Consider the following 18,125-nt stretch of genomic DNA (forward strand, 5'->3'; position numbering starts at 1 on the left):
CCCGCCCCGGCCGGGACCACCGCCGTCACCGCGGCACGTCGGCGGCGGCGGCCGGACCGGGCACCGAGGCGGCGGGCGCCGGTTCCCCGTCCCGGCCGCCGCGGCGGGGCCGGGCCAGCAGCGCGAGCCCGCCGAGCAGCCCGCCCGCGCTCGCGCCGACCAGGGCGGTCACCGCCGCCGACGCCGACGCGGGCGCGGACGGCTTCACCGCGCGGGAGAACTGCACCAGCCGCACCCGGGTGCTGTCCTTGGAGTCCTCCGCGTGCCGGGTCAGCGCCCGCGCCACCGCGTTCGCCATGTCGACGGCCGTGTCGGGCCGCTCGGAGACGGCCGTGACGGACACCATCGGCGCGTCCGGCGAGGTCGCCGTGCGCACGCCGTCCCGCAGGGTGCGCACCGGCACACCGGCCCACACCTGCGCGTCCCCCAGCACCGCGAGCTGGGTGGCCACCCGCCCGTACGCCTGCGCGAAACCCCGCGCGGACTCCGGGGTGGCCTGGTCGGTCGGGACGGCCACGACGTAACTGGTCGCCGTGTACTCGGGCGGCGTGAGCAGGCCGTACGCGCCGCCGGACAGGCCGCCGAGAAGCGTGCCGGCCACCAGCGCGGACCAGGCGGGCAGCCTCCTGACGCGGTCCAGGGACGGAAGGCGCAGACGGGTCGGGGTGTCGGTCATGAGGGACGGGCTTCCTTGGCGTGGGGGGACGGGGACGGGCCGGCCACGGCGGCCGCGTACACGTCCATGAGGCGGGCGGAGCTGCGGGTGATGCTGTAGTGGCGGGCCGCCTCGGCGGCCGTGCGCGGCGCCGGGCCCGCCGCACGGACCTCGGCGATCGCGCGGGCGTACGCCTCGGGGCCGCCGCGCACCCGCCGCGCGCCGGACGAGGCGTCCGGCGGCAGGTCCTCGATCGCCGGGCAGGACCCGTAGAGCACGGGCAGCCCGGCGGCCAGGGCCTCCACCACCGCGAGGCCGAACGCCTCCTCCGTGGACGGGGACGCGAAGAGGTCCATCGCCGAGGTGAGCGAGGGCAGGTCGGGGCCGGGGGAGCCGTCGGGCACGGCGGGCCGTTCCCCGGTGAACAGCACCCGCCCGGACACCCCGGCCTCGTGGGCGGTGCGGCGCAGCACGTGCTCCTCGGGTCCGCCGCCCACCAGCAGCAGCCAGCAGTCCTCCGGAAGCGCGGCGAGGGCCCGCACCAGCACGTCGAACCGCTTGCCGGGGGCGAGCCGGCCCACCCCGCCGACGACGAACGCGCCGTCCGGCAGCCCCAGCCGCCGGCGGGTGCGCTCCCGTCGCCGGGGGTCGAAGCGGAAGCGGTCCAGCTCGATGCCGTTCGGCACCACCTCGATCCGCGGGGCCGGCACCCCCCAGCGCTTCAGCCGGTCCGCCACCGTCGGGGAGACGGCCACCGTCGCCGAGCCGAGCCGCTCGCTCGCCAGGTACAGCGCCCGCACGCCCTGGGTGAGCGCGCGGCCTTCCATCTGGGAGTCGCCCAGCGAGTGCTCGGTCGCCACGACCGCCCGCACGCCCGCCATCCGCGCGGCCGGCCGGCCGTACACGCAGGCCCGGTACAGATGCGTGTGGACCAGGTCGTAGCCGCCGGAGCGGATCACCCGGACCAGGCGCGGCAGCACGCCCACGTCGCGGTTGCCCGCCATGCCCAGGTGCAGCACCCGCACCCCGTCGGCGCGCAGGCCCTCGGCGACCGGGCCCGGGTTGGTGAGCGTCACCACGTCGCAGTCGACGGGCAGATGACGCAGCAGCAGCCGCAGCTGCTGCTCCGCGCCGCCCACGCCGAGACCGGTGATGATGTGCAGCGCCCTCATCTCACACGCCCTCCACCGGGCGGCGGCGCCAGCGGTGCAGCCGCAGCTTCAGGTGCAGCCGCCACGCCGTGTCGTTCTGCCCGACGTGCGCCCGCGGCAGGGCGTGCGGGCCGGTCAGCGGGCCCGGGTCGATGGCGCAGGCGTACCGGTAACCGGCCTTGCGCACGGCTTCGACGGCGCGCGCGTCGACCGTGCCGTACGGGTAGCAGAAGCCGTCCGTCGGAGCGCCGGTCAGCTCGGCGAGCCGGGCGCGGCTGTCGGTCACCTCGGCGGCGAGCACGGTGTCGTCGGCGCGGGTCAGGTCGACGTGGGTGAGCCCGTGCGAGCCGATCTCCACGCCCTCCCCGGCGGCACGCCGGACGCCGTCGGCGGTCAGCAGCGGCTTGCGCGGGCCGAGCGGGTCCCAGGCGTTGTCGCCGCCGAGCCGTCCCGGCAGCACGAACAGGGTCGCGTTGAACCGGAAGCGGCGCAGCAGCGGCAGCGCGCCGGTGAGGAAGTCGGTGTAGCCGTCGTCGAAGGTCAGACCGACCAGGTCCTGCCCCTCGCCGCGGGCGCGCGCGTCCAGCAGCTCCGCCACGGACACGCCCCGCAGCCCACGCCGGCGCAGCCAGGTCAGCTGGTGCTCCAGCCGGTCCGGGGTGACCGTGATGCGGTACGGGTCGTCCGAGCAGTCGCCCACCGAGTGGTACATCGCCACCCAGGGGACGGACGCCGGGCGGCGGCCCGCCGGGGTGCGGTCGGCGAGCGGGGGTTCAACGGGTGCGGCCATGTGTGAGCCTTCGTGTGACGGTACGGACGGAGCGCCGCACGGTCGCGGCGCCCACGCCCAGGGCGGACAGGGCGAGGGGGAGGAAGACGGCGGTGACGGCCAGGCAGCCGGCCGCGAGCGACGCCACGGGCGAGGAGAAGCGGCCCGCGGCGAACACCCCGGCGGTGACGGCCAGGACGGACGCGAGGACGGGCCGGCCGAGGTCGGCGAGGACCCGGCGGACGCCCACCGTGAGGCCCGGCGCGTCCCCGGCGGGGGCGGTGCGCAGACCGGTCAGCAGCAGGGCGGCGGTGACGGTGATGCCGGCGGCGTTGGCCGCGGCGATCCCCGCGACGCCCCAGCGGCCCACCGCCAGCGCGCCGATCAGGGACGTGGCGACGATGCCCACGCCCATCACGCCGAGCGGGTACCAGCGGGCGCGGCCCGCCGAGAAGTAGCAGCGCACCAGCGCGCCCACCAGCGTCTGGCCGAGCAGGCCCAGCGCGTACACCCGCATCACGTCCGCCGTCGCGGCGGTGTCGGACGCGGTGAACGCCCCGCGCTGGAAGAGGAGTCCGATCATCTGCGGGGCGCAGGCGACCACCGCGCACATGCCCAGCAGCACCACGCAGGAGGCCAGCACCAGGTCCCGCTGCACACGGGTGCGGGCCCGCGCGGTGTCCCCGTCGGCGAGCGCCCGCGCCACCACCGGGAAGGTGACGGTGCACACCATCAGCGACAGCGTCATCGGGATCTGGGCGACCTTCTGCGCGTAGTTGAGGTGCGAGATCGCGCCCGCGGGCAGTGAGGACGCCAGGAACCGCTCGACCAGGACCTGCGACTGACGGCACAGCGCGAACAGCAGCACGGCGGCGATCAGCGCCAGCCGCACCGGCCGCTCCTCGTCCGCCGGGCCGTCGCCGGCGGCGGCCGGCGCGGGCGTGCGGGAGGTGAGCTGCCGCCACAGCGACGGCAGTTGCGCCGCCACCATCAGACAGCCGCCCACCGCGACCCCGGCCGCGGCCGCGCGCACCCCCCACGCGTCGCCGAAGGCGAACATCGTCGCGATGATCCCGGTGTTGTACGCGACGTAGATCGCCGCCGGGGCGAGGAAGCGGCGGTGCGCCCGCAGCGCGGCGCTGCAGTACCCGGCGAGCCCGAAGGCCAGCAGGCTGAGCGCGGTGAGCCGGGTGCAGTCCACGGCGAGCCCGGGGTCGGGCAGCCCGGGCGCGAGGACGCGCACCAGGTACGGCGCTCCCGCGGCGACCAGCGCGGCCACCGCGGCGAACGCCAGGCACAGCCGCGGCAGCGTGGCCCGGACCAGCTCGCGCACCGGGTCGCCGGGGACGCCCCGGGCGCGCCGGGCCAGCGCCATGCTGAACGCCGGGATCAGCGCGATCGCCAGCCCGTCCTCGATCAGCAGCGTCGCCGCCATCTCGGGCACGGTCCACGCGACGAGGAAGGCGTCCGTGTCGCTGCCCGCCCCGAACAGCCGGGCCAGCGACTGGTCCCGCACCAGGCCGAGCAGCGACCCGGCGATGGACAGCACGGCGGTGACGAGCGCGGCGCGGGCGAGGAAGCGGCGGGAGGCACCGGGTTCCCCGGAGTCCTTCGGACCGGCGCCGGCGCGGTCGCCCGGGGGGCGGCCGGACGCACCGGCGGTGGCGCGGGCCTTCGCGCGGGCCGGGACGGCGGCGACCACCCGGCTCCCGCCGCGGGGCCGGCCGCCCTCCGCGCGAGGGCCGGGCGCGGCGCCGGCCGACGGCGGGTCGGCGGACGGAACGCCGCCCGCCGGTGCCGCGTGCGCCGCGGCCGTCGGTTCCGTGCGTGCCGGACCGGCGGTCGCCGTGCCGGGGTCCGGGGTGCGGGTGGTGCGGGTCGTGCGGGGGGTCTCGGTCGTGGGCGGGCCGGGGAGGGGGAGCGAGGGCGGCGCGCCGAGCGGCGGCGTACCGGCCGGCCGGGCGGGGAGGGACGTCATCGGGCCACCGCCTCCTCCACCCGGCCCGGGGCGGCGTCCCGGCGGGCCGCGCCCTCCCGGCCGTGCTCCGCCAGCCCCCACCACGCCGTCAGGCCGAGGGCGACCCCGGTCAGGACGGTCGAGGGGCCGCCGATGTCGCCGTACACGTAGTCGGTGAGCTGCCACAGCAGCAGGCCGCAGGCGATCAGCGCGCAGTCGAGACCGCGCCCGTCGCGCCGCGCCCGCACCAGGGTGCGCACCGCGCACACCAGCAGCGCCAGCCAGCTCCCCGTCAGCGCGCAGAAGCCGAGCAGACCCTGCTCGCTGAGCACCAGCAGGTACATGCTGTGCGGGGAGAGCAGCGCCTGCTTGTGGTACGTCTCCCCGGCGCCCTCGATGTCGCTGCCCGAGGACAGCGCGAGCGTGGCGTGCCCGTCGCGGTACTCGGGGAAGTTCTTCAGCCCCACGCCGGTCAGCGGGTGGTCGCGCCACATGCCGGCGGCCGACGCCCACAGCGTGTACCGGTCCACCACGGACTGGTCCGGCGCGTCGGCCACCTGCGTGATGCTGTCGATCCGCTCCTGCAGCATCGCCGTACCGACGCCGAAGCCGCCCACGAGGACCACCCCCGCCGCGACCACGGCCGCCCCCACCTTCAGCGCCCGCCGCAGTCCCGCCAGCGCGAGCTGCGCCGCGCAGGCCAGCGCGGTCGCGATCCAGGCGCCCCGGCTGAACGACACCGCCAGCGGCACGATCAGCGCGACCGCGCATCCGGCGGCCGCCGCACGCTGCCACGACGGGGTGCGGCCCAGCGCCAGCCCGGTCGCGCAGACCACGCCGAGCGCCACCGCCGTGGCCATGCCCATCACGTCCTGCGCCCCGAAGGTGCCGACCGCGCGGACGGTCTCGCCCTGGTAGCTGGCGCCGGTCGCGGTGACGTACTGGTGCACGCCCACGGCCCCCTGCCACAGTGCGAGCCCCACGAACGACCAGGCCAGCACCCGGAAGTCGGCCCGGCCGCGCAGCAGCACCAGCACGGCCGCCGGGACCAGCACGAACACCTGCAGGTAGCGGGCCATCCCGCCGAGCCCCGCCGCCGGCGAGGCCGCGCCCATGGCGGCGACCGCGAGCCCCGTCACGGGCAGTCCCAGCACCACCGCCGCGCGCGGCGACAGCGGGCGCCGCCGCTCTCGCAGCAGGAGGATCACGCAGTACCCCACCACCAGCGCGGACACCACGTCGGCGGGTCCCGCGCCGTCTCCCGTGGCCGGCAGGGCCAGCAGCGCGACCACCGCGACCAGCGGCAGGACCGGCGCGAGCCGGGCGGCCCGGCGCGGCAGCGGCAGTACGGGGACGTGGCTCACCTGGCGTCAGCTCCCCGTCGGACGGACCAGCGTGGCCGCCGTGCGCAGCAGGATGCAGACGTCCTGCCACAGCGACCAGTCGTCGATGTACGCGTTGTCGAACCGGGCGCGGTCCTCGATCGAGGTGTCGCCGCGCAGCCCGTGGACCTGCGCCAGCCCGGTGATGCCGGCGCGCATCCGGTGCCGGGCCGCGTAACCCGGGTACGTCTCGCTGAACTGGGCGACGAAGTACGGGCGTTCGGGGCGCGGGCCGACCAGGCTCATGTCGCCGCGCAGCACGTTCCACAGCTGGAGCAGCTCGTCCAGCGAGGTGCGGCGCAGCATCCGGCAGAAGCGGCGCATCTCGTGCTCGTTGGCCACGCTCCACCGGGTCGCCGACTCGTGCTCGTCGACCGGCCGGTGGGTGCGGAACTTCAGCAGCGTGAACGGCCTGCCGTCCCGCCCGATGCGCTCCTGACGGAACACCACCCCGGGCCCGTCGGCGAGCCGCAGCGTCACCGCGCACACCAGCAGCAGCGGGCTGACCAGCAGCAGCAGCGTCCCCGACACCAGGATGTCGAGCAGCCGCTTGCCCGCGCCCCCGCCGCGCACCGCCGCGAGGTCCAGCCGCCGGCAGGAGAACCCGGCCAGCCGCTCCCGCGCCGGATACGGCGCGGCGTCGGCGTCGACCTCCCACACCACGCATCCCGACGCGGCCAACGAGCGCAGCAGCGGGCCCTGTTCGGTGCGCACCGACGGGTGGACGGCGAGCACCGCCCGCACCCCGTTCTGGATGACCGCCCGCTCGACCTCCTCGTCCGTCCGCAGCACGGGAACGCCTCCTTCGGTCCCGTCCCCCTGCGCGGCGACGACTCCCACCGGCCGCACCCCGCTGCGGGGGTGGCGCAGCACGGCGGCGGCCACGCGCTGCGCGGTCGCCGCGGGACCGATGACGAGCGCCGCCCGCGGGTGGCGCAGCAGCGCGGCGCGCCGCCGCCCGTGCACCAGCGCGCGCAGTCCGCCGGCCGCCGCCACCTGCACGGCGAACCCGGTCAGCACGGTGGCCACGGACAGCGCGTCCTGCGGCCGCAGCGCCGCCCACAGCGCGGCTGCGGCCAGCCAGGCCACCGCCACCCGCCCGCACACGGCGGGCAGTTCCTCCAGCAGCGCCGGCACCGGCGTCGGCCCGACGCGCGGGCGCAGCAGCAGGGAGGCCCCGGCCAGCAGGGCGAGGAGCAGCGGGGAGTGCCCGGCGGCCGTCCACCAGGCGAGCAGGGCCGCCGTGCCGTCCGCGAGCAGCGGGGGGACGGGGGAGGCGGGGCGGTCGGGGGGTCGTGCGGCGGGCAGCCGGGAAGCGGCGCCGGAGCCGCGCGGGGGCATGACGGACAGGGGGGAGGATCCGTGCTCCCGCGGTGCGACACCGGGGGAGGTCACGGTACGTTCGGCGGTCACGAGTGGATGGACTCCCTGTGCTCTGAGTACTCGACGCGCTGTGTCGTCCGGTCGGCCTCGGCGCCGCCGGCCGTCCGGAGCGGGTGCGCCCCGGTCACGGCCGGCCGGGCGCCGAGCAGATCGCGGTAGACGCCGGCGACCGCTCTCGCGGTGTGCCGCACGTCGTGGAGGGACAGCACATGGCGGCGGGCCCGGTCGCCGAGGGACGCGCGCAGCGGCGGGTCGAGCAGCAGCGCGGCCACGGTCCGGGCGAGCGCCCTCGGGTCCTCCGGCGGCACCAGGCAGTGGCCGGCCAGCGACGGCGGCAGGCTCTCGCGGGCCCCGTCGACGTCCGTGACCACCACGGGCCGCGCGCAGGCCATCGCCTCCAGCGGGGCCAGCGCCATCCCCTCCCAGCGGGACGGCAGCACGACGAGGTCGGCGGCCTGGTACCAGGGCGCCGCGTCCGCCACGGCCCCGGCGAACACCACCGAGCGCGGCGCGGCGGCCCGCAGCCGGTCCCGGTCGGGACCGTCGCCGACCAGCACCAGCCGCGCCCCCGGCACCTGCCGCCGTACGGCGTCCCAGGCCCGCAGCAGGACGTCCTGCCCCTTCTGCCGGCACAGCCGCCCCACGCACACGACGAGCGGCGCATCGTCCAGGGTGCTCAGCTGGGGGAGCTGGGCCCTGACCGGACCGGCGTCCGCGGGCCGGAACTGCTCGGGGTCGATGCCGTTGGGGACGACGATCCAGCGGCCGCGGACGCCCGCGTCCACCCCGGTGGCCCGCTCCGCCTCGCTCACGCAGATCACCCGGGAGGCCCAGCGCGCCGCCCACCGCTCCCAGCGCAGGGCGAGCGCGGCCGTGCTCCCGCCCACCGCCTCGAACGACCAGGCGTGCGGCTGGAACACGGTGGGGACGCGTCCGCGCACGGCGAGCCGCCCGGCCAGCCCGGCCTTCGCGCTGTGCGCGTGCACCAGGTCGGGCCGCACCTCGGCGACGATCCTCTTGAGCTGCCGTACCTCACGCGCCAGCGAGGGGCCCGGCGAGCGGGTCGCGTCCCAGGTCCGCACGTGCGCGCCGAGGGAGCGCAGCCGGGTGGCGAGGGGGCTGCCGGGGCAGGCGGCGGTGACGTCCATGCCGTCGGCGAGCTGCGCCCGCACCAGGTCGGTCACGACGCGGGCGACGCCTCCGTCCACGGGCTGGGTGAGGTGCAGGACGCGTGGCCGCCGGCCGGGCGGTGTCAGGTCCGTGGGCACGGTTTCCTCGCTCACGCAGGGGTCCGGAACGTGGGACGGCGGGTTCACGGACGGGCGTCGACGGCGGCGAAGAGCACGCCGGCCCACGCGGCGTCCCGCTCGGAGGTGAGGCGGAGGGCCACCTGGTCACCGGCGCGCGTGAGGTGCCCGCCGAGGTCGAACACGTCGGAGTCGTAGCCGAGGGTGTTGGCGTACGCGGGCACGCGCGAGGAGGGCGCGTTCGCGGGGTCGGAGACGGTGGAGTTCAGCACGTCGTCGGCCGGGTCGGCGCCGTTGCCGAGCGCGGTGGCGGTGTCGCCCGCGGTCAGGACGAGGGAGTCGCCGGTGGTGCCGCGGTCGCCGTTGTAGGCCACCATGCCCGCCCGGCCCCCGGCGGCCGCCGGGTACGGCAGGCCGCGCAGCGCGAGGGTCGCGCCGGAGTCGCCGCCCAGCGGGGCGAAGCCGTCCCACACCGACAGGTGCCGCAGCGGCTCCGCCGGGTTCTCGTAGGCCACCACCAGCGTCCAGCCGCCCCAGGCGCCGGCCGCCGACCGCCCGCCGGCCACGTTGATCTGCGCGACCGTGTAGAGGCCGGACCCGCTGTCCCGTACGAGCCGGGTCACATCGGCGGAGGCCTGGAAGGCGTCCATGCCGCCCGCCACGCGGTGCCCGACGACGGTGTCCGCGAGCAGCTCCTTGTAGCTGCCGCCCGGCTCGGCGATCAGCACCCGCCCGTTGTCCTCGGCCGGCTTCTGCTCGCCGACGAGCAGATTGCCGCCCCAGTACAGCCGCGCGTACGTCACCCGCGAGCCCGAGGGCAGCCGGACCTCCCCCCGGGAGGAGTTGTACGTGTTGGGGTCGTCGTCGACGTCGATGTAGTGCATGTCGAAGTCGCCGTTCGCACCGGGCCGCGTGCCGTTCTGCACCGCCCGGCAGGAGGACGCCGAGGGGCGGCAGGTGGCGGAGGAGTTGGCCGCGCGCACGATGTCGCCGTGCTGGAGGGCCCGGTAGCGCTCGCCGAAGGGGAGGGCCTCCGCCTCCGGAGTCGGCGCGGCGGGCGCGGCGACGGCGGTGGAGCCGCAGGGCGCCCACAGCGCGGCCAGGGCGAGGACGCCCACCGTCGCATGGCGGAGCAGCTGACCCAGGGTTTGGCGCATGACCGTTCGGAGCCTTTCGGAAAAGGGTGGCGGCGGCAGGGCAGCGGGGACGAGTGCGATGCGTCCGCCCAAGGAAGGTGCGTCGAAGCACCGCAACTCTAGTCACCAAACGGACAAACGCGGTGAAATTCGCCTAAGGGTGGCAAGTGTGTTGGAATCGTGAAACCGGGTTTGCCGCGCCCGCGCCCCCGCACACCGGCTCAACTGCGGGGACGCGCAGCAGAGTGACGGCGGCCCGGACCGAAAGGCGTAGGCCCGGTTGCGGGGCGCCGCGGGTGCTTCGACGGTGGGTCCAGGATCCGAAGCCCCGCGAAAGGACTCTCCATGCGCGCTCTGCCGGCCCGGCGCATCGCACTCGGCGCCCTGTGCGCCGCCCTCCTGGTCACCACCACCGGCCCGGCCGCCCTCGCGGCCGACTCGCACCCCGGACAGGACCCGGCGGCGTCGCTCGCCGCGCGGCTGCCGCAGGCCGACACGGTCCGCGCGGACCTGTCCCCGGTCGCCGACCTGGTCCGCGCGGTCCTGGCCGCCCCCGACGGCCGGCTCCCCGCGGCGGAGGCCCGCGAACTGGCCGACGCGGCCCGCGAGGCGGTGCGCCGCGCGGCGGCGGACGACCCGGCGTCCACCTCGGTCACGGTGATCACCGACTCCTCGGCCCCCGTCGTGCCGGCCCTGCCCGGGGCGCCGGTCCCGGTGACGGGCGTGCTGCTGCCCGCGGCCGAGGAGGACGACGGCGGCGCGGACAGCGCCCTGGGCGCCGTACGGGAGGCCCTCGACGCGCTTCTGGACCTGCTGCTCCCGGCGTCCGCCCCGGCCGATGCCGGCAGCACGCCGACCGGGACCACCGAGACCACCGAGCCCAGCGGCACGTCGACGACGGAGTCGGACGCGACGGACACGACCGGGACGACGGGCGGTACGAGCGCCACGGAGACCACCGACCGGCCGGCGGACGCCGCCGGCGCGAGCGAGACGGCGGTCGGCGCGGCGGCCGACGCGGCGCTGACGTCGACCGACGCGCTGCTGGCCCGGGTGGACGAACTCCTCGCCGCGCTGGCCGGCGCCGAGCCGCAGACCGCCACGACGCTGCCGGCCCCCGCCGGCCCGGCCGCGCCCGCGGCCCCCGCGGAGCCCGCCGTGTCGCCGGGACTGTTCCCCGCGCTCACGTCGCTTCTGATGCCGAACTCCTGAAAGGACGGCGGACGCGTCAGGCACTCCGTCAGTTCATAGAATTCGTATTTCGTATGAGAACTCGGCAATCTTCGATTTCCCGGTTTCCGCTCCGGCCGGAAATCGTTGTGCACGGCGACAGAACCACTCCGGCGACTTGCGTTGCCGAAGAAAGGAACACGATGAAGTCCCTGAAGGCTGCCGCCGTCCTTGCCGGGTCCCTGATCGCCGCCGGTGTCGCCGCGCCCGCGTACGCCGACTCCACCGACCTGGCGTCCACCGGCCTCGACACGGGCCTGCGCACCGCGGTTCCCTTCGAGCTGATGCCGCTGCACGAGTCGGACACGCTCGAGACCGACCAGGAATCGGTGATGGGCACCGCGAAGGAGGCCGCGGCCATCGTGAACGAGGCCAAGCCGGTGCGCGGCGATGTCGGACTGCACGCCTGACGTCCACGCTCCAGCGACATCCGGCCCCCGGCGCTCGACGCCGGGGGCCGGATGCCTTTCGGGGTACGGCAGTTCAAGGTTCTGACGCCCGAGGTCCGGGGCGGACGGGAACACGAAAGGAGCCCCGGGGCGCGAGGCCTCCGGGGCTCCTGGGTGCTACGGCGAACGTCCGTGAGATCGTGGACCGCCGCGACGTTACTTGTTCACGCAGTAGTTGCCGAAGGCGGGGTTCAGGGCGCCGACCACGTTCACGGTGTTGCCGCAGACGTTGACGGGGATGTGGATCGGAGCCTGGATCACATTGCCCGACACGACGCCGGGCGAGTGGACCGCCGCACCCTCGGCGCCCGAGTGGGCCGAGGCCAGGCCGGCACTGCCCAGAACAACGGCACCGGTGCCGAGAGCGATTGCGCCGACCTTCGCGATGTGAGACATCACGTTCTCCTTACTGACTGGTTAAGCGCGGCAGCACGACTAGCGCCGCACGCACCGCTCAACGCGGCACAGCGGTCCGGGTCACGGTGAATGTCCGGAGATCACTCCTTGATGCACCTTTGTGCCTGACGGCGAGGCCGACACGTCGCGTCGTTCGCCCGTCTGATGCTGTCGCAGGCGCCTCTGACCTGGATGTTTGTGGAAAACGTGCGCATCCGGGCGTTTCAGCTATCAAAAGTCGCAAACGTCGCTTACGTTAACAGCGTTCGGTGACCGGCCCGTCACGGGTTGTGTCCACACGAGAAACGGAGAGGTAATGCGCAAGTTCCAGAAGGCTGCGGTCGTCGTGGCCATGCTCGGCACCGTCGGCTTCGCGGGTTCCGGCGTCAGCTACGCCGGTGAGGGCCCGGAGTTCGAGCTCAACAACAAGCAGACGACGACCTGCGCCCAGGACAACTCGGTCCAGGGTCTGGTCGCCATCGACGACGTCAACGCCGGCGTCGGCGCCATCCTCGGCCTGGGCAACGCGGAGAACACCGACGTCAACTCGGTCGCGTGTGCCTCCAGCGTCGCCCTGGGCGGTCGCTGATCACCGTCGGGTGACTGCGGGCAGTCCCGGGTCTCGCCCTCGTGGTTCGAGACCCGGGCCTGCCCGGCCCGCCGGCCGTTTTACGGGACCGTCGAAGAAAAGGTGCATGGTGAAGTTGAAGAAGATGGTGACGACGGCGGCGAGCGTTCTGGGAAGCCTCGTTCTGCTCGGATTCGGAGCGGTCCAGGCCGTGGGCGTCGAGAACCCCGGAACGTGCACGAAGGACGACAAGGGAAACCTTCGGTGCGTCCAGGTGAGCGAGTACAGCGTCACCGAGACGGACGGAGGCGTCCGCATCGACAACAACACGTCGCAGAACTGCTCCGGCAAGGGTGAGCTCACCTGCGCCAGTGATCTCGTCGCAGGCTGAACCCCTGACGCGGAGCGCTGTGCGGTGTCGTCGCGGCCGGATCGTGAATTCGGTGGTCGGATTTTCTGAGCGGACGACAGCGGTGCAGAGTGAATTTTTCCCCACGTAAACGCTATTCGGCGTTTCGCTATCAATTGTCGCAAGGGTCGCCCTACATTTGCGGCCGTCAGTGACCGGTCCGCCCGGACCGTGTCAAACGAAGAATGGAGAAGCAATGCGCAAGTTCCAGAAGGCTGCGGTCGTTGTGGCCATGCTCGGCACCGTCGGCTTCCTCGGCGCGGGCGTCAGCCACGCGGGCGACGACCCGGCCGTGGAGCTGAACAACAAGCAGACGACCTCCTGCGCTCAGGACAACTCGGTGCAGTCGCTCATCGCGATCGACGACATCAACCTGGCCGTCGGCATCCTCGGCCTGGCCAACGCCGAGAACACCGAGTCGCACTCCGTCGAGTGCGCCAGCAGCTTCGCCATCGCCGGCGACTGATCGCTGCAAGGTGATCCGGGCAGGCTCCGGAGCCCCGTCGTCCATCGGACGACGCGGACTCCGGGCCTGCCCGGTTCGTTGGGTGGGCCAGGTACTTCAGGCGTCGACAAGCGGCGTCGCCGTCGGTCGGGGCGACGCCGAGCGTGAGGAATGGGTAGATGTTCAAGTCGAAGAAGATGTCAGCGGTGGCCGCGGTCCTGGGAGGCGTCGTCCTCCTCGGCCTCGGAGGAGGCCAGGGCGTCGCCGCCGAGAGCCCCGCGAAGTGCTCCGACGACGGCCAGGGCAACGTCCGGTGCGCGGACACGGGTGAGCGCGAGCTCACCAGCGAGACGTACGGAACGGTCCACCTCGTCAACGACGTGCGGCAGAGCTGTTCCGGAGGGGGCGCCGACGTCTCCTGCGGGACCAGTCTCACGATCGACGGCGAGAAGGTCTGACGTTCTTCGCCGAGCACCGGGAAGGGCCGGGACCCGATGGGGGTCCCGGCCCTTCCCGGTGCTCGGCGGACTTCGGAGTGCGGGCCGAGTCACACCTGCGCGAGGGCGAGGTCGGGGCAGGGGGTTTCGACCTCGTTGCAGTACGGCAGACCCTCGACGGACCGGTCCGTGCAGAAGCGGGCGATGAGGTCCGCGGACTCCTCCCGGCGCTCCACCGTGACGAGGTGGTCCGCCTCCTTGACGGTGGTGAACAGCGCGCCCGGCATCGTCGCGGCGAGCTCCCGGCCCATCTCCGGGGTGCACAGCGTGTCGTGCTCCCCGGTGAACACCAGGGTCGGCACGCGCGGGACCGGCAGCGGCTCGTAGCAACCGTGCGTGACCAGACGGACGTTGTGCTCGACGGCCTTCCTGATGTCGTCCGGCGTCTGGTTCACGAACTGGCGCTGGAGCAGCCGGGCCACGGCCGCGTGCCGGCGGACCTTCCCTGCCTCCGGGTCCGACATGAACAGCCGCACCAGGCCGTCGGCGGCCGCCTCGATGTCGCCCCGCTCCAGCGTCCGCGACAGCCGCGGCACGGCCTCGCTGTAGAGCTCGGGCAGCCGGCTCGCCGCGGCCGCGAAGACGATGCGCCTGACCGACTCCGGATGACGCTGCGCGAAGCGCAGACCCACGACCTCGCCGAAGCAGCCGCCGAACAGATTCACCTCGGGCACACCGATGTCCGTCAGCATGTGCTGGAGCGCGTCACCGAGGAAGTCGATGCCGTAGCGGGCCGGGAGGAAGTCCGAACTGCCGTACCCGGGAAGGTCCACCGTGATCAGCGTGCACAGCGGCGACAGCCACTTCTCGTGGCTCTGCCAGGAGTACCGGTTCTGCGAGGACCCGCCGAGCAACAGCAGGGGGACGGTCCGCGGGGCGGTCCGGTGGACGATCCGGCAGGTGTACGCGAACCCCCGGAAGACCAGCTCCCGCTCCTCCACCTGCCCCGACGCCGGGACCGGGGGGAGGGACCCGGAGCGCCCCGGGCGGGGCGGGTCCTGGGCGACGATGACGGCAGTGCGCATGAGCGGCTCCGGGAAAGGCGGAACGATGACGAACCGTTCCATCCTTACCAGTGAACCCATTATTCGGGCGTAACCACCCAATGGTGGGCGATCCCGAGCAAGTGACCACGGTGGCGCGGCGGTTCGCTGCCGGGGGCCGGCGGGAATGAGGCCGCGCGGGGGGGGGGGGGGGCGCACGCGCTCGCGCGCGCCCTGACGCGAGCGCGATGTCCGGCAGGGGGCTGTGGGTGTTGACGCCACTCCGCCGCCCGTCCGCCGCCTGCGCGCCCTCTCGCTCCCTGTCCCCCTCGCGGCACCGACGTGACGCGTGCCGTGCGACTGGCCCGAGGGGGAGCCGTGTCCGACGGCTCCCCCTCCCCGCGCGCGGTGCCGGTCCCCGGGACGCTCGCGGGGAGGGCGACCGCCGTTCCCTAACGGACGGCCACGTAGTCCCCGGCCGACGCCTTCGCGCCGGAGGTGGTGTTGCCGTAGTAGACCCAGCGCCAGGTGCCGGAGCGGGTGGCCTTCAGCGTGGTCCTGAGGGTTCCGGTGCTGTTCGACTTCACCTTCCGCACCGTGGTGTAGGCCTTGGCGCCCGCCGCCTTGAACTGCAGGCTCACGGTGCGGCCCGCGTACCCCCGGTACTTGTGCGTGTCCCAGTCGGCCCGGGTGACCTTCCCGGTCACGGTGAGCGTCCCGCCCTTCCGGACCGGCTCCGGGGAGGCGTTGACGGTGACGCGGGTGGCCCGCTTGACCTGGAGCGGCACCTTCACGTCGTCGATGTCGTGCTTGTCACCGGCGAGCCAGACGCGGCCGGCGGTCTTCCACGCGCCCGCGTCCTCGTTGCCGAAGTCGTAATGGCGCGGGTCGATGTACAGCCACTCCTCGTAGTCGCAGATGCCCTTCGCCCGGTTCACCACCTTGCAGTCGGAGCTGTCGATCGCGTGCCACAGTTGGTCGCCGGACTCGAGGCCGCCGCGGTAGGGGAAGACGGCCACCCCCGGGTCGTGCCTGAGCCTGGTCGTCATCCGGAAGGTCGCGTGCACCACGACCTCCTCCTTGACCCCGATCACGATCGGCTTCCCGCCGTTCACCTTCACCTTGCTGAAGGAGACCCCTCCCTCCGCGGCCCCCGCCGGCACCGCGGAGACCGCCGTGAACGCGAACGCGGCCCCACCGGCCGCCAACGCGCTCCACACGGTCCTTCTCGTCGTCCTCACGTGCCCCTCCCCTTCACCTGCGGCCCGCTCGTCATCAGCGGCTGACTAGGGGACGGGCGAGCCCGGCGGGTGGTTGCGGACGCCGCGGCAACGATTCGATCACTCCGGGGCAGGTCGCCGGGGCCGTACGGCCGGTGCGGAAAGGTGCTTGCTCTCCCGCCGTATGCGCCGGGCCGCAAAAGGAAGCGACCAGCGTTTCCGCTGGTCAGGAGTGGTGAGCGCCCCCGGCAGGACTCGAACCTGCGGCCAAGCGCTTAGAAGGCGCCTGCTCTATCCGCTGAGCTACGGGGGCCGGTGTGCGGCCTGTCGTCGTGGTGCCCTGGTGGGGGCCTGTCCGTGACGCTGCCGGGGACAAGGATAGGGCTCCCGCATCCTCGTCCCTGTCGCCTCGCCTCCGTGGCTCGATGTGGAGGTTCGGTGAAGCGGTCCTGATAATCGCAGGCAGGTGCGAATCGTGCACTCGTTTTGGCCTCTGACGCATCGGGTGTTGTGCACTCGTTATGCCTCGGCCGTGTCCGCGTCGCAGACATCCCTTCCATCCGGTTGTGTCCTGTCGGCGCGCAGACGTGGCCATATGCTTCAGAATTACCCTGAAATTGGGCATTCTTCGCATGTGGTGACCTTGGACGTACGGCCTCAGCTGCTCGACGCACTCTCCGCCCTGCGCGACCGTGTCGCCGCCGCACGCTTCCCGCTGCCTCTCGCGGGGGCCGCCCGCGCGCGTGCCGACCGCGACGAACTGCTCGCCCAGCTGGACGACTACCTGGTGCCGCGGCTGAGAGACCCCGGGGCGCCCCTGCTGGCCGTCGTCGGGGGTTCCACCGGAGCCGGGAAGTCCACGCTGGTGAACTCGCTCGTGGGACGGCGCGTCAGCGAGGCGGGGGTGCTGCGGCCGACGACACGGACGCCGGTGCTCGTCTGCCATCCGGAGGATCACCACTGGTTCAGCGGTATGCGGGTGCTGCCCGACCTCACCCGCGTCTGGGTGCCGCACCACCAGGACCCGGCCGACGACCTGCTGCTGCCCGGCGAGGACCCCGCGCGCGTGCTGCGCGTCGAGACCGCCGACACCCTGCCGCCCGGCCTCGCCCTCCTCGACGCGCCCGACATCGACTCCCTGGTCTCCGACAACCGCGTCCTCGCCGCCGAACTGATCAACGCAGCCGACATCTGGATCATGGTCACCACCGCCGCCCGCTACGCCGACGCCGTCCCCTGGCACATGCTGCGCACCGCCAAGGAGTACGACGTCAGCCTGGTCACGGTGCTGGACCGGGTGCCGCACCAGGTGGTCTCCGAGGTGTCCCGGCAGTACGGCGCACTCCTCACCAAGGCCGGGCTCGGCGACGTACCCCGCTTCACCGTGCCCGAGCTGCCCGAGTCCGCCTGGGGCGGCGGGCTGCTGCCCGGCACCGCCGTGGCCGCGCTGCGCACCTGGCTCGTCCACCAGACGCTCGACCCGGCCGCCCGGCAGCACGTGATGGCCCGTACCGCGTACGGCGTCCTCGACTCCCTCAACTTCCGGCTGCCGGAGCTGGCCGGCGCCGCCGCCGCCCAGTACGCCGCCGCCCTGCGCCTCACCTCCACCGTGGAGACCGCGTACGACAGCGAGCACGCGCGGGTGCGGGGGCGGCTGCAGGCCGGGGCCGTGCTCGCCGGGGACGCGCTCAAGCGGTGGCGCGCCTTCCCCCTCGACTGCACCCCGGGCGAGCTGCTCGACACGCTCGTGGAGAGCCTCAGCGCGCTCCTGCTGTGCGCCGTCGCCGCCGCCGACGAACGCGTCGACGAGGCCTGGCGGCGCGAGCCCGCCGCCGACGCCCCCGAGCTGGCCGTTCCCGACAGCGCCCCGGAGAGCGTCGAGCACCGCATCGGCCTCGCCGTGCGGCGCTGGCGGCGCGAACTGGAGGAACTCGCCGAGGAGGAGGTGCGCGAGCTGGAGCGCGCCGTCGCGCCCGAACCCGAGACGGTCGCCGCCCTCGTCGCCACGGTCCTGCTGGGCGGCCGCCGCGCCCGGACCGCCGGGGAGACGCTCGCCGAGCGGATCGGCGCCCACGGCGCGCTGCGTCTGCGTGACCGCGGCGGACGGCTCCTCGTCGCCCACGTCGACCGGATCATGCACGCCGAACGGGAACGCCGGCTCGCCCCGATCGACACGCTCGAGGTGCACGCGGAGCCCCAGCCGGAACTCATCGCCGCGTTGTCCGTACTGCAGAAGGAGAGGTGACCG

At 74.3% G+C, this 18,125-nt stretch carries 18 protein-coding genes and 1 tRNA gene; 7 read left to right on the forward strand and 12 right to left on the reverse strand.

The features are described from left to right. Positions 1-25: 25 nt before the first annotated feature. The 8 genes from C1708_RS21225 to C1708_RS21260 are packed head-to-tail and all read right to left on the reverse strand — an operon-like array spanning position 26 to position 9,701. Positions 26-676: a YveK family protein gene (locus tag C1708_RS21225; RefSeq protein WP_106414162.1), complete on the reverse strand. Its 651-nt coding sequence runs from the start codon at positions 674-676 to the stop codon at positions 26-28. After that, a complete protein-coding gene (locus C1708_RS21230) occupies positions 673-1,827 on the reverse strand; it encodes a glycosyltransferase (protein WP_106414163.1) in 1,155 nt (384 codons plus the stop codon). Before C1708_RS21230 ends, C1708_RS21225 begins: the two co-directional genes overlap by 4 nt. Position 1,828: 1 nt before the next feature. After that, the gene (locus C1708_RS21235; protein ID WP_106414164.1) at positions 1,829-2,596 is read right to left on the reverse strand and encodes a polysaccharide deacetylase family protein; all 768 of its coding nucleotides are present in this window, start codon (positions 2,594-2,596) and stop codon (positions 1,829-1,831) included. After that, positions 2,580-4,553 (reverse strand): murein biosynthesis integral membrane protein MurJ, encoded by a 1,974-nt coding sequence (gene murJ / locus C1708_RS21240; RefSeq protein WP_241911300.1) that lies wholly within the window; start codon positions 4,551-4,553, stop codon positions 2,580-2,582. Before murJ ends, C1708_RS21235 begins: the two co-directional genes overlap by 17 nt. After that, positions 4,550-5,896 (reverse strand): O-antigen ligase family protein, encoded by a 1,347-nt coding sequence (locus C1708_RS21245; RefSeq protein WP_106414165.1) that lies wholly within the window; start codon positions 5,894-5,896, stop codon positions 4,550-4,552. The genes murJ and C1708_RS21245 overlap by 4 nt, the downstream gene beginning before the upstream one ends. Positions 5,897-5,902: 6 nt before the next feature. Further along, the gene (locus tag C1708_RS21250) at positions 5,903-7,327 is read right to left on the reverse strand and encodes an exopolysaccharide biosynthesis polyprenyl glycosylphosphotransferase (RefSeq protein ID WP_106414166.1); all 1,425 of its coding nucleotides are present in this window, start codon (positions 7,325-7,327) and stop codon (positions 5,903-5,905) included. Then, positions 7,324-8,565 carry a glycosyltransferase family 4 protein gene (locus C1708_RS21255; protein ID WP_198602554.1) on the reverse strand — a complete coding sequence of 414 codons (1,242 nt, stop codon included), beginning with the start codon at positions 8,563-8,565 and terminating at the stop codon, positions 7,324-7,326. Before C1708_RS21255 ends, C1708_RS21250 begins: the two co-directional genes overlap by 4 nt. A gap of 44 nt (positions 8,566-8,609) precedes the next feature. Further along, positions 8,610-9,701 carry a DUF3344 domain-containing protein gene (locus C1708_RS21260; protein ID WP_106414168.1) on the reverse strand — a complete coding sequence of 364 codons (1,092 nt, stop codon included), beginning with the start codon at positions 9,699-9,701 and terminating at the stop codon, positions 8,610-8,612. 324 nt (positions 9,702-10,025) lie between these two features. On the opposite strand from C1708_RS21260, the gene C1708_RS21265 reads away from it, so the two are divergent. Both C1708_RS21265 and C1708_RS21270 read left to right on the forward strand, forming a co-directional pair. Continuing rightward, positions 10,026-10,892 carry a hypothetical protein gene (locus tag C1708_RS21265; protein WP_106414169.1) on the forward strand — a complete coding sequence of 289 codons (867 nt, stop codon included), beginning with the start codon at positions 10,026-10,028 and terminating at the stop codon, positions 10,890-10,892. 161 nt (positions 10,893-11,053) lie between these two features. Then, complete coding sequence (locus tag C1708_RS21270) at positions 11,054-11,320, forward strand: hypothetical protein (protein ID WP_106414170.1); 267 nt, start codon at positions 11,054-11,056, stop codon at positions 11,318-11,320. 195 nt (positions 11,321-11,515) lie between these two features. On the opposite strand, the gene C1708_RS21275 is transcribed toward C1708_RS21270, so the two are convergent. Beyond that, entirely contained in the window at positions 11,516-11,755 is a 240-nt protein-coding gene (locus tag C1708_RS21275) for a chaplin (RefSeq protein ID WP_106414171.1), read from the reverse strand. Positions 11,756-12,071: 316 nt separating this feature from the next. Here C1708_RS21275 and C1708_RS21280 point away from each other — a divergent pair, with 316 nt between their 5' ends. From C1708_RS21280 to C1708_RS21295, 4 genes are all read left to right on the forward strand, one after another. After that, on the forward strand, positions 12,072-12,344 hold the full coding sequence (locus C1708_RS21280) for a hypothetical protein (protein ID WP_106414172.1): 273 nt from the start codon (positions 12,072-12,074) through the stop codon (positions 12,342-12,344). A 106-nt stretch (positions 12,345-12,450) separates the two neighbouring features. After that, entirely contained in the window at positions 12,451-12,714 is a 264-nt protein-coding gene (locus C1708_RS21285; protein ID WP_106414173.1) for a hypothetical protein, read from the forward strand. A gap of 214 nt (positions 12,715-12,928) precedes the next feature. Beyond that, positions 12,929-13,198, forward strand: a complete 270-nt coding sequence (locus C1708_RS21290; protein WP_106414174.1) for a hypothetical protein — start codon at positions 12,929-12,931, stop codon at positions 13,196-13,198. A gap of 158 nt (positions 13,199-13,356) precedes the next feature. Next, the gene (locus tag C1708_RS21295; protein WP_106414175.1) at positions 13,357-13,635 is read left to right on the forward strand and encodes a hypothetical protein; all 279 of its coding nucleotides are present in this window, start codon (positions 13,357-13,359) and stop codon (positions 13,633-13,635) included. A gap of 89 nt (positions 13,636-13,724) precedes the next feature. Here the strand turns inward: C1708_RS21295 and C1708_RS21300 are convergent, their stop codons facing one another. The 3 genes from C1708_RS21300 to C1708_RS21310 all read right to left on the reverse strand — a co-directional run bounded on the left by C1708_RS21300 (position 13,725) and on the right by C1708_RS21310 (position 16,190). Continuing rightward, entirely contained in the window at positions 13,725-14,699 is a 975-nt protein-coding gene (locus tag C1708_RS21300; RefSeq protein ID WP_241911301.1) for an alpha/beta fold hydrolase, read from the reverse strand. A gap of 410 nt (positions 14,700-15,109) precedes the next feature. Continuing rightward, on the reverse strand, positions 15,110-15,898 hold the full coding sequence (locus C1708_RS21305) for a hypothetical protein (protein ID WP_241911302.1): 789 nt from the start codon (positions 15,896-15,898) through the stop codon (positions 15,110-15,112). A 219-nt stretch (positions 15,899-16,117) separates the two neighbouring features. Continuing rightward, a tRNA-Arg gene (locus C1708_RS21310) sits at positions 16,118-16,190 on the reverse strand. Positions 16,191-16,511: 321 nt separating this feature from the next. Here C1708_RS21310 and C1708_RS21315 point away from each other — a divergent pair. Continuing rightward, on the forward strand, positions 16,512-18,122 hold the full coding sequence (locus tag C1708_RS21315; RefSeq protein WP_106414177.1) for a dynamin family protein: 1,611 nt from the start codon (positions 16,512-16,514) through the stop codon (positions 18,120-18,122). The last annotated feature ends 3 nt before the right edge of the window (positions 18,123-18,125 follow it).

The organism is Streptomyces sp. DH-12 (assembly GCF_002899455.1).
In the GTDB taxonomy this organism is placed as follows: domain Bacteria; phylum Actinomycetota; class Actinomycetes; order Streptomycetales; family Streptomycetaceae; genus Streptomyces.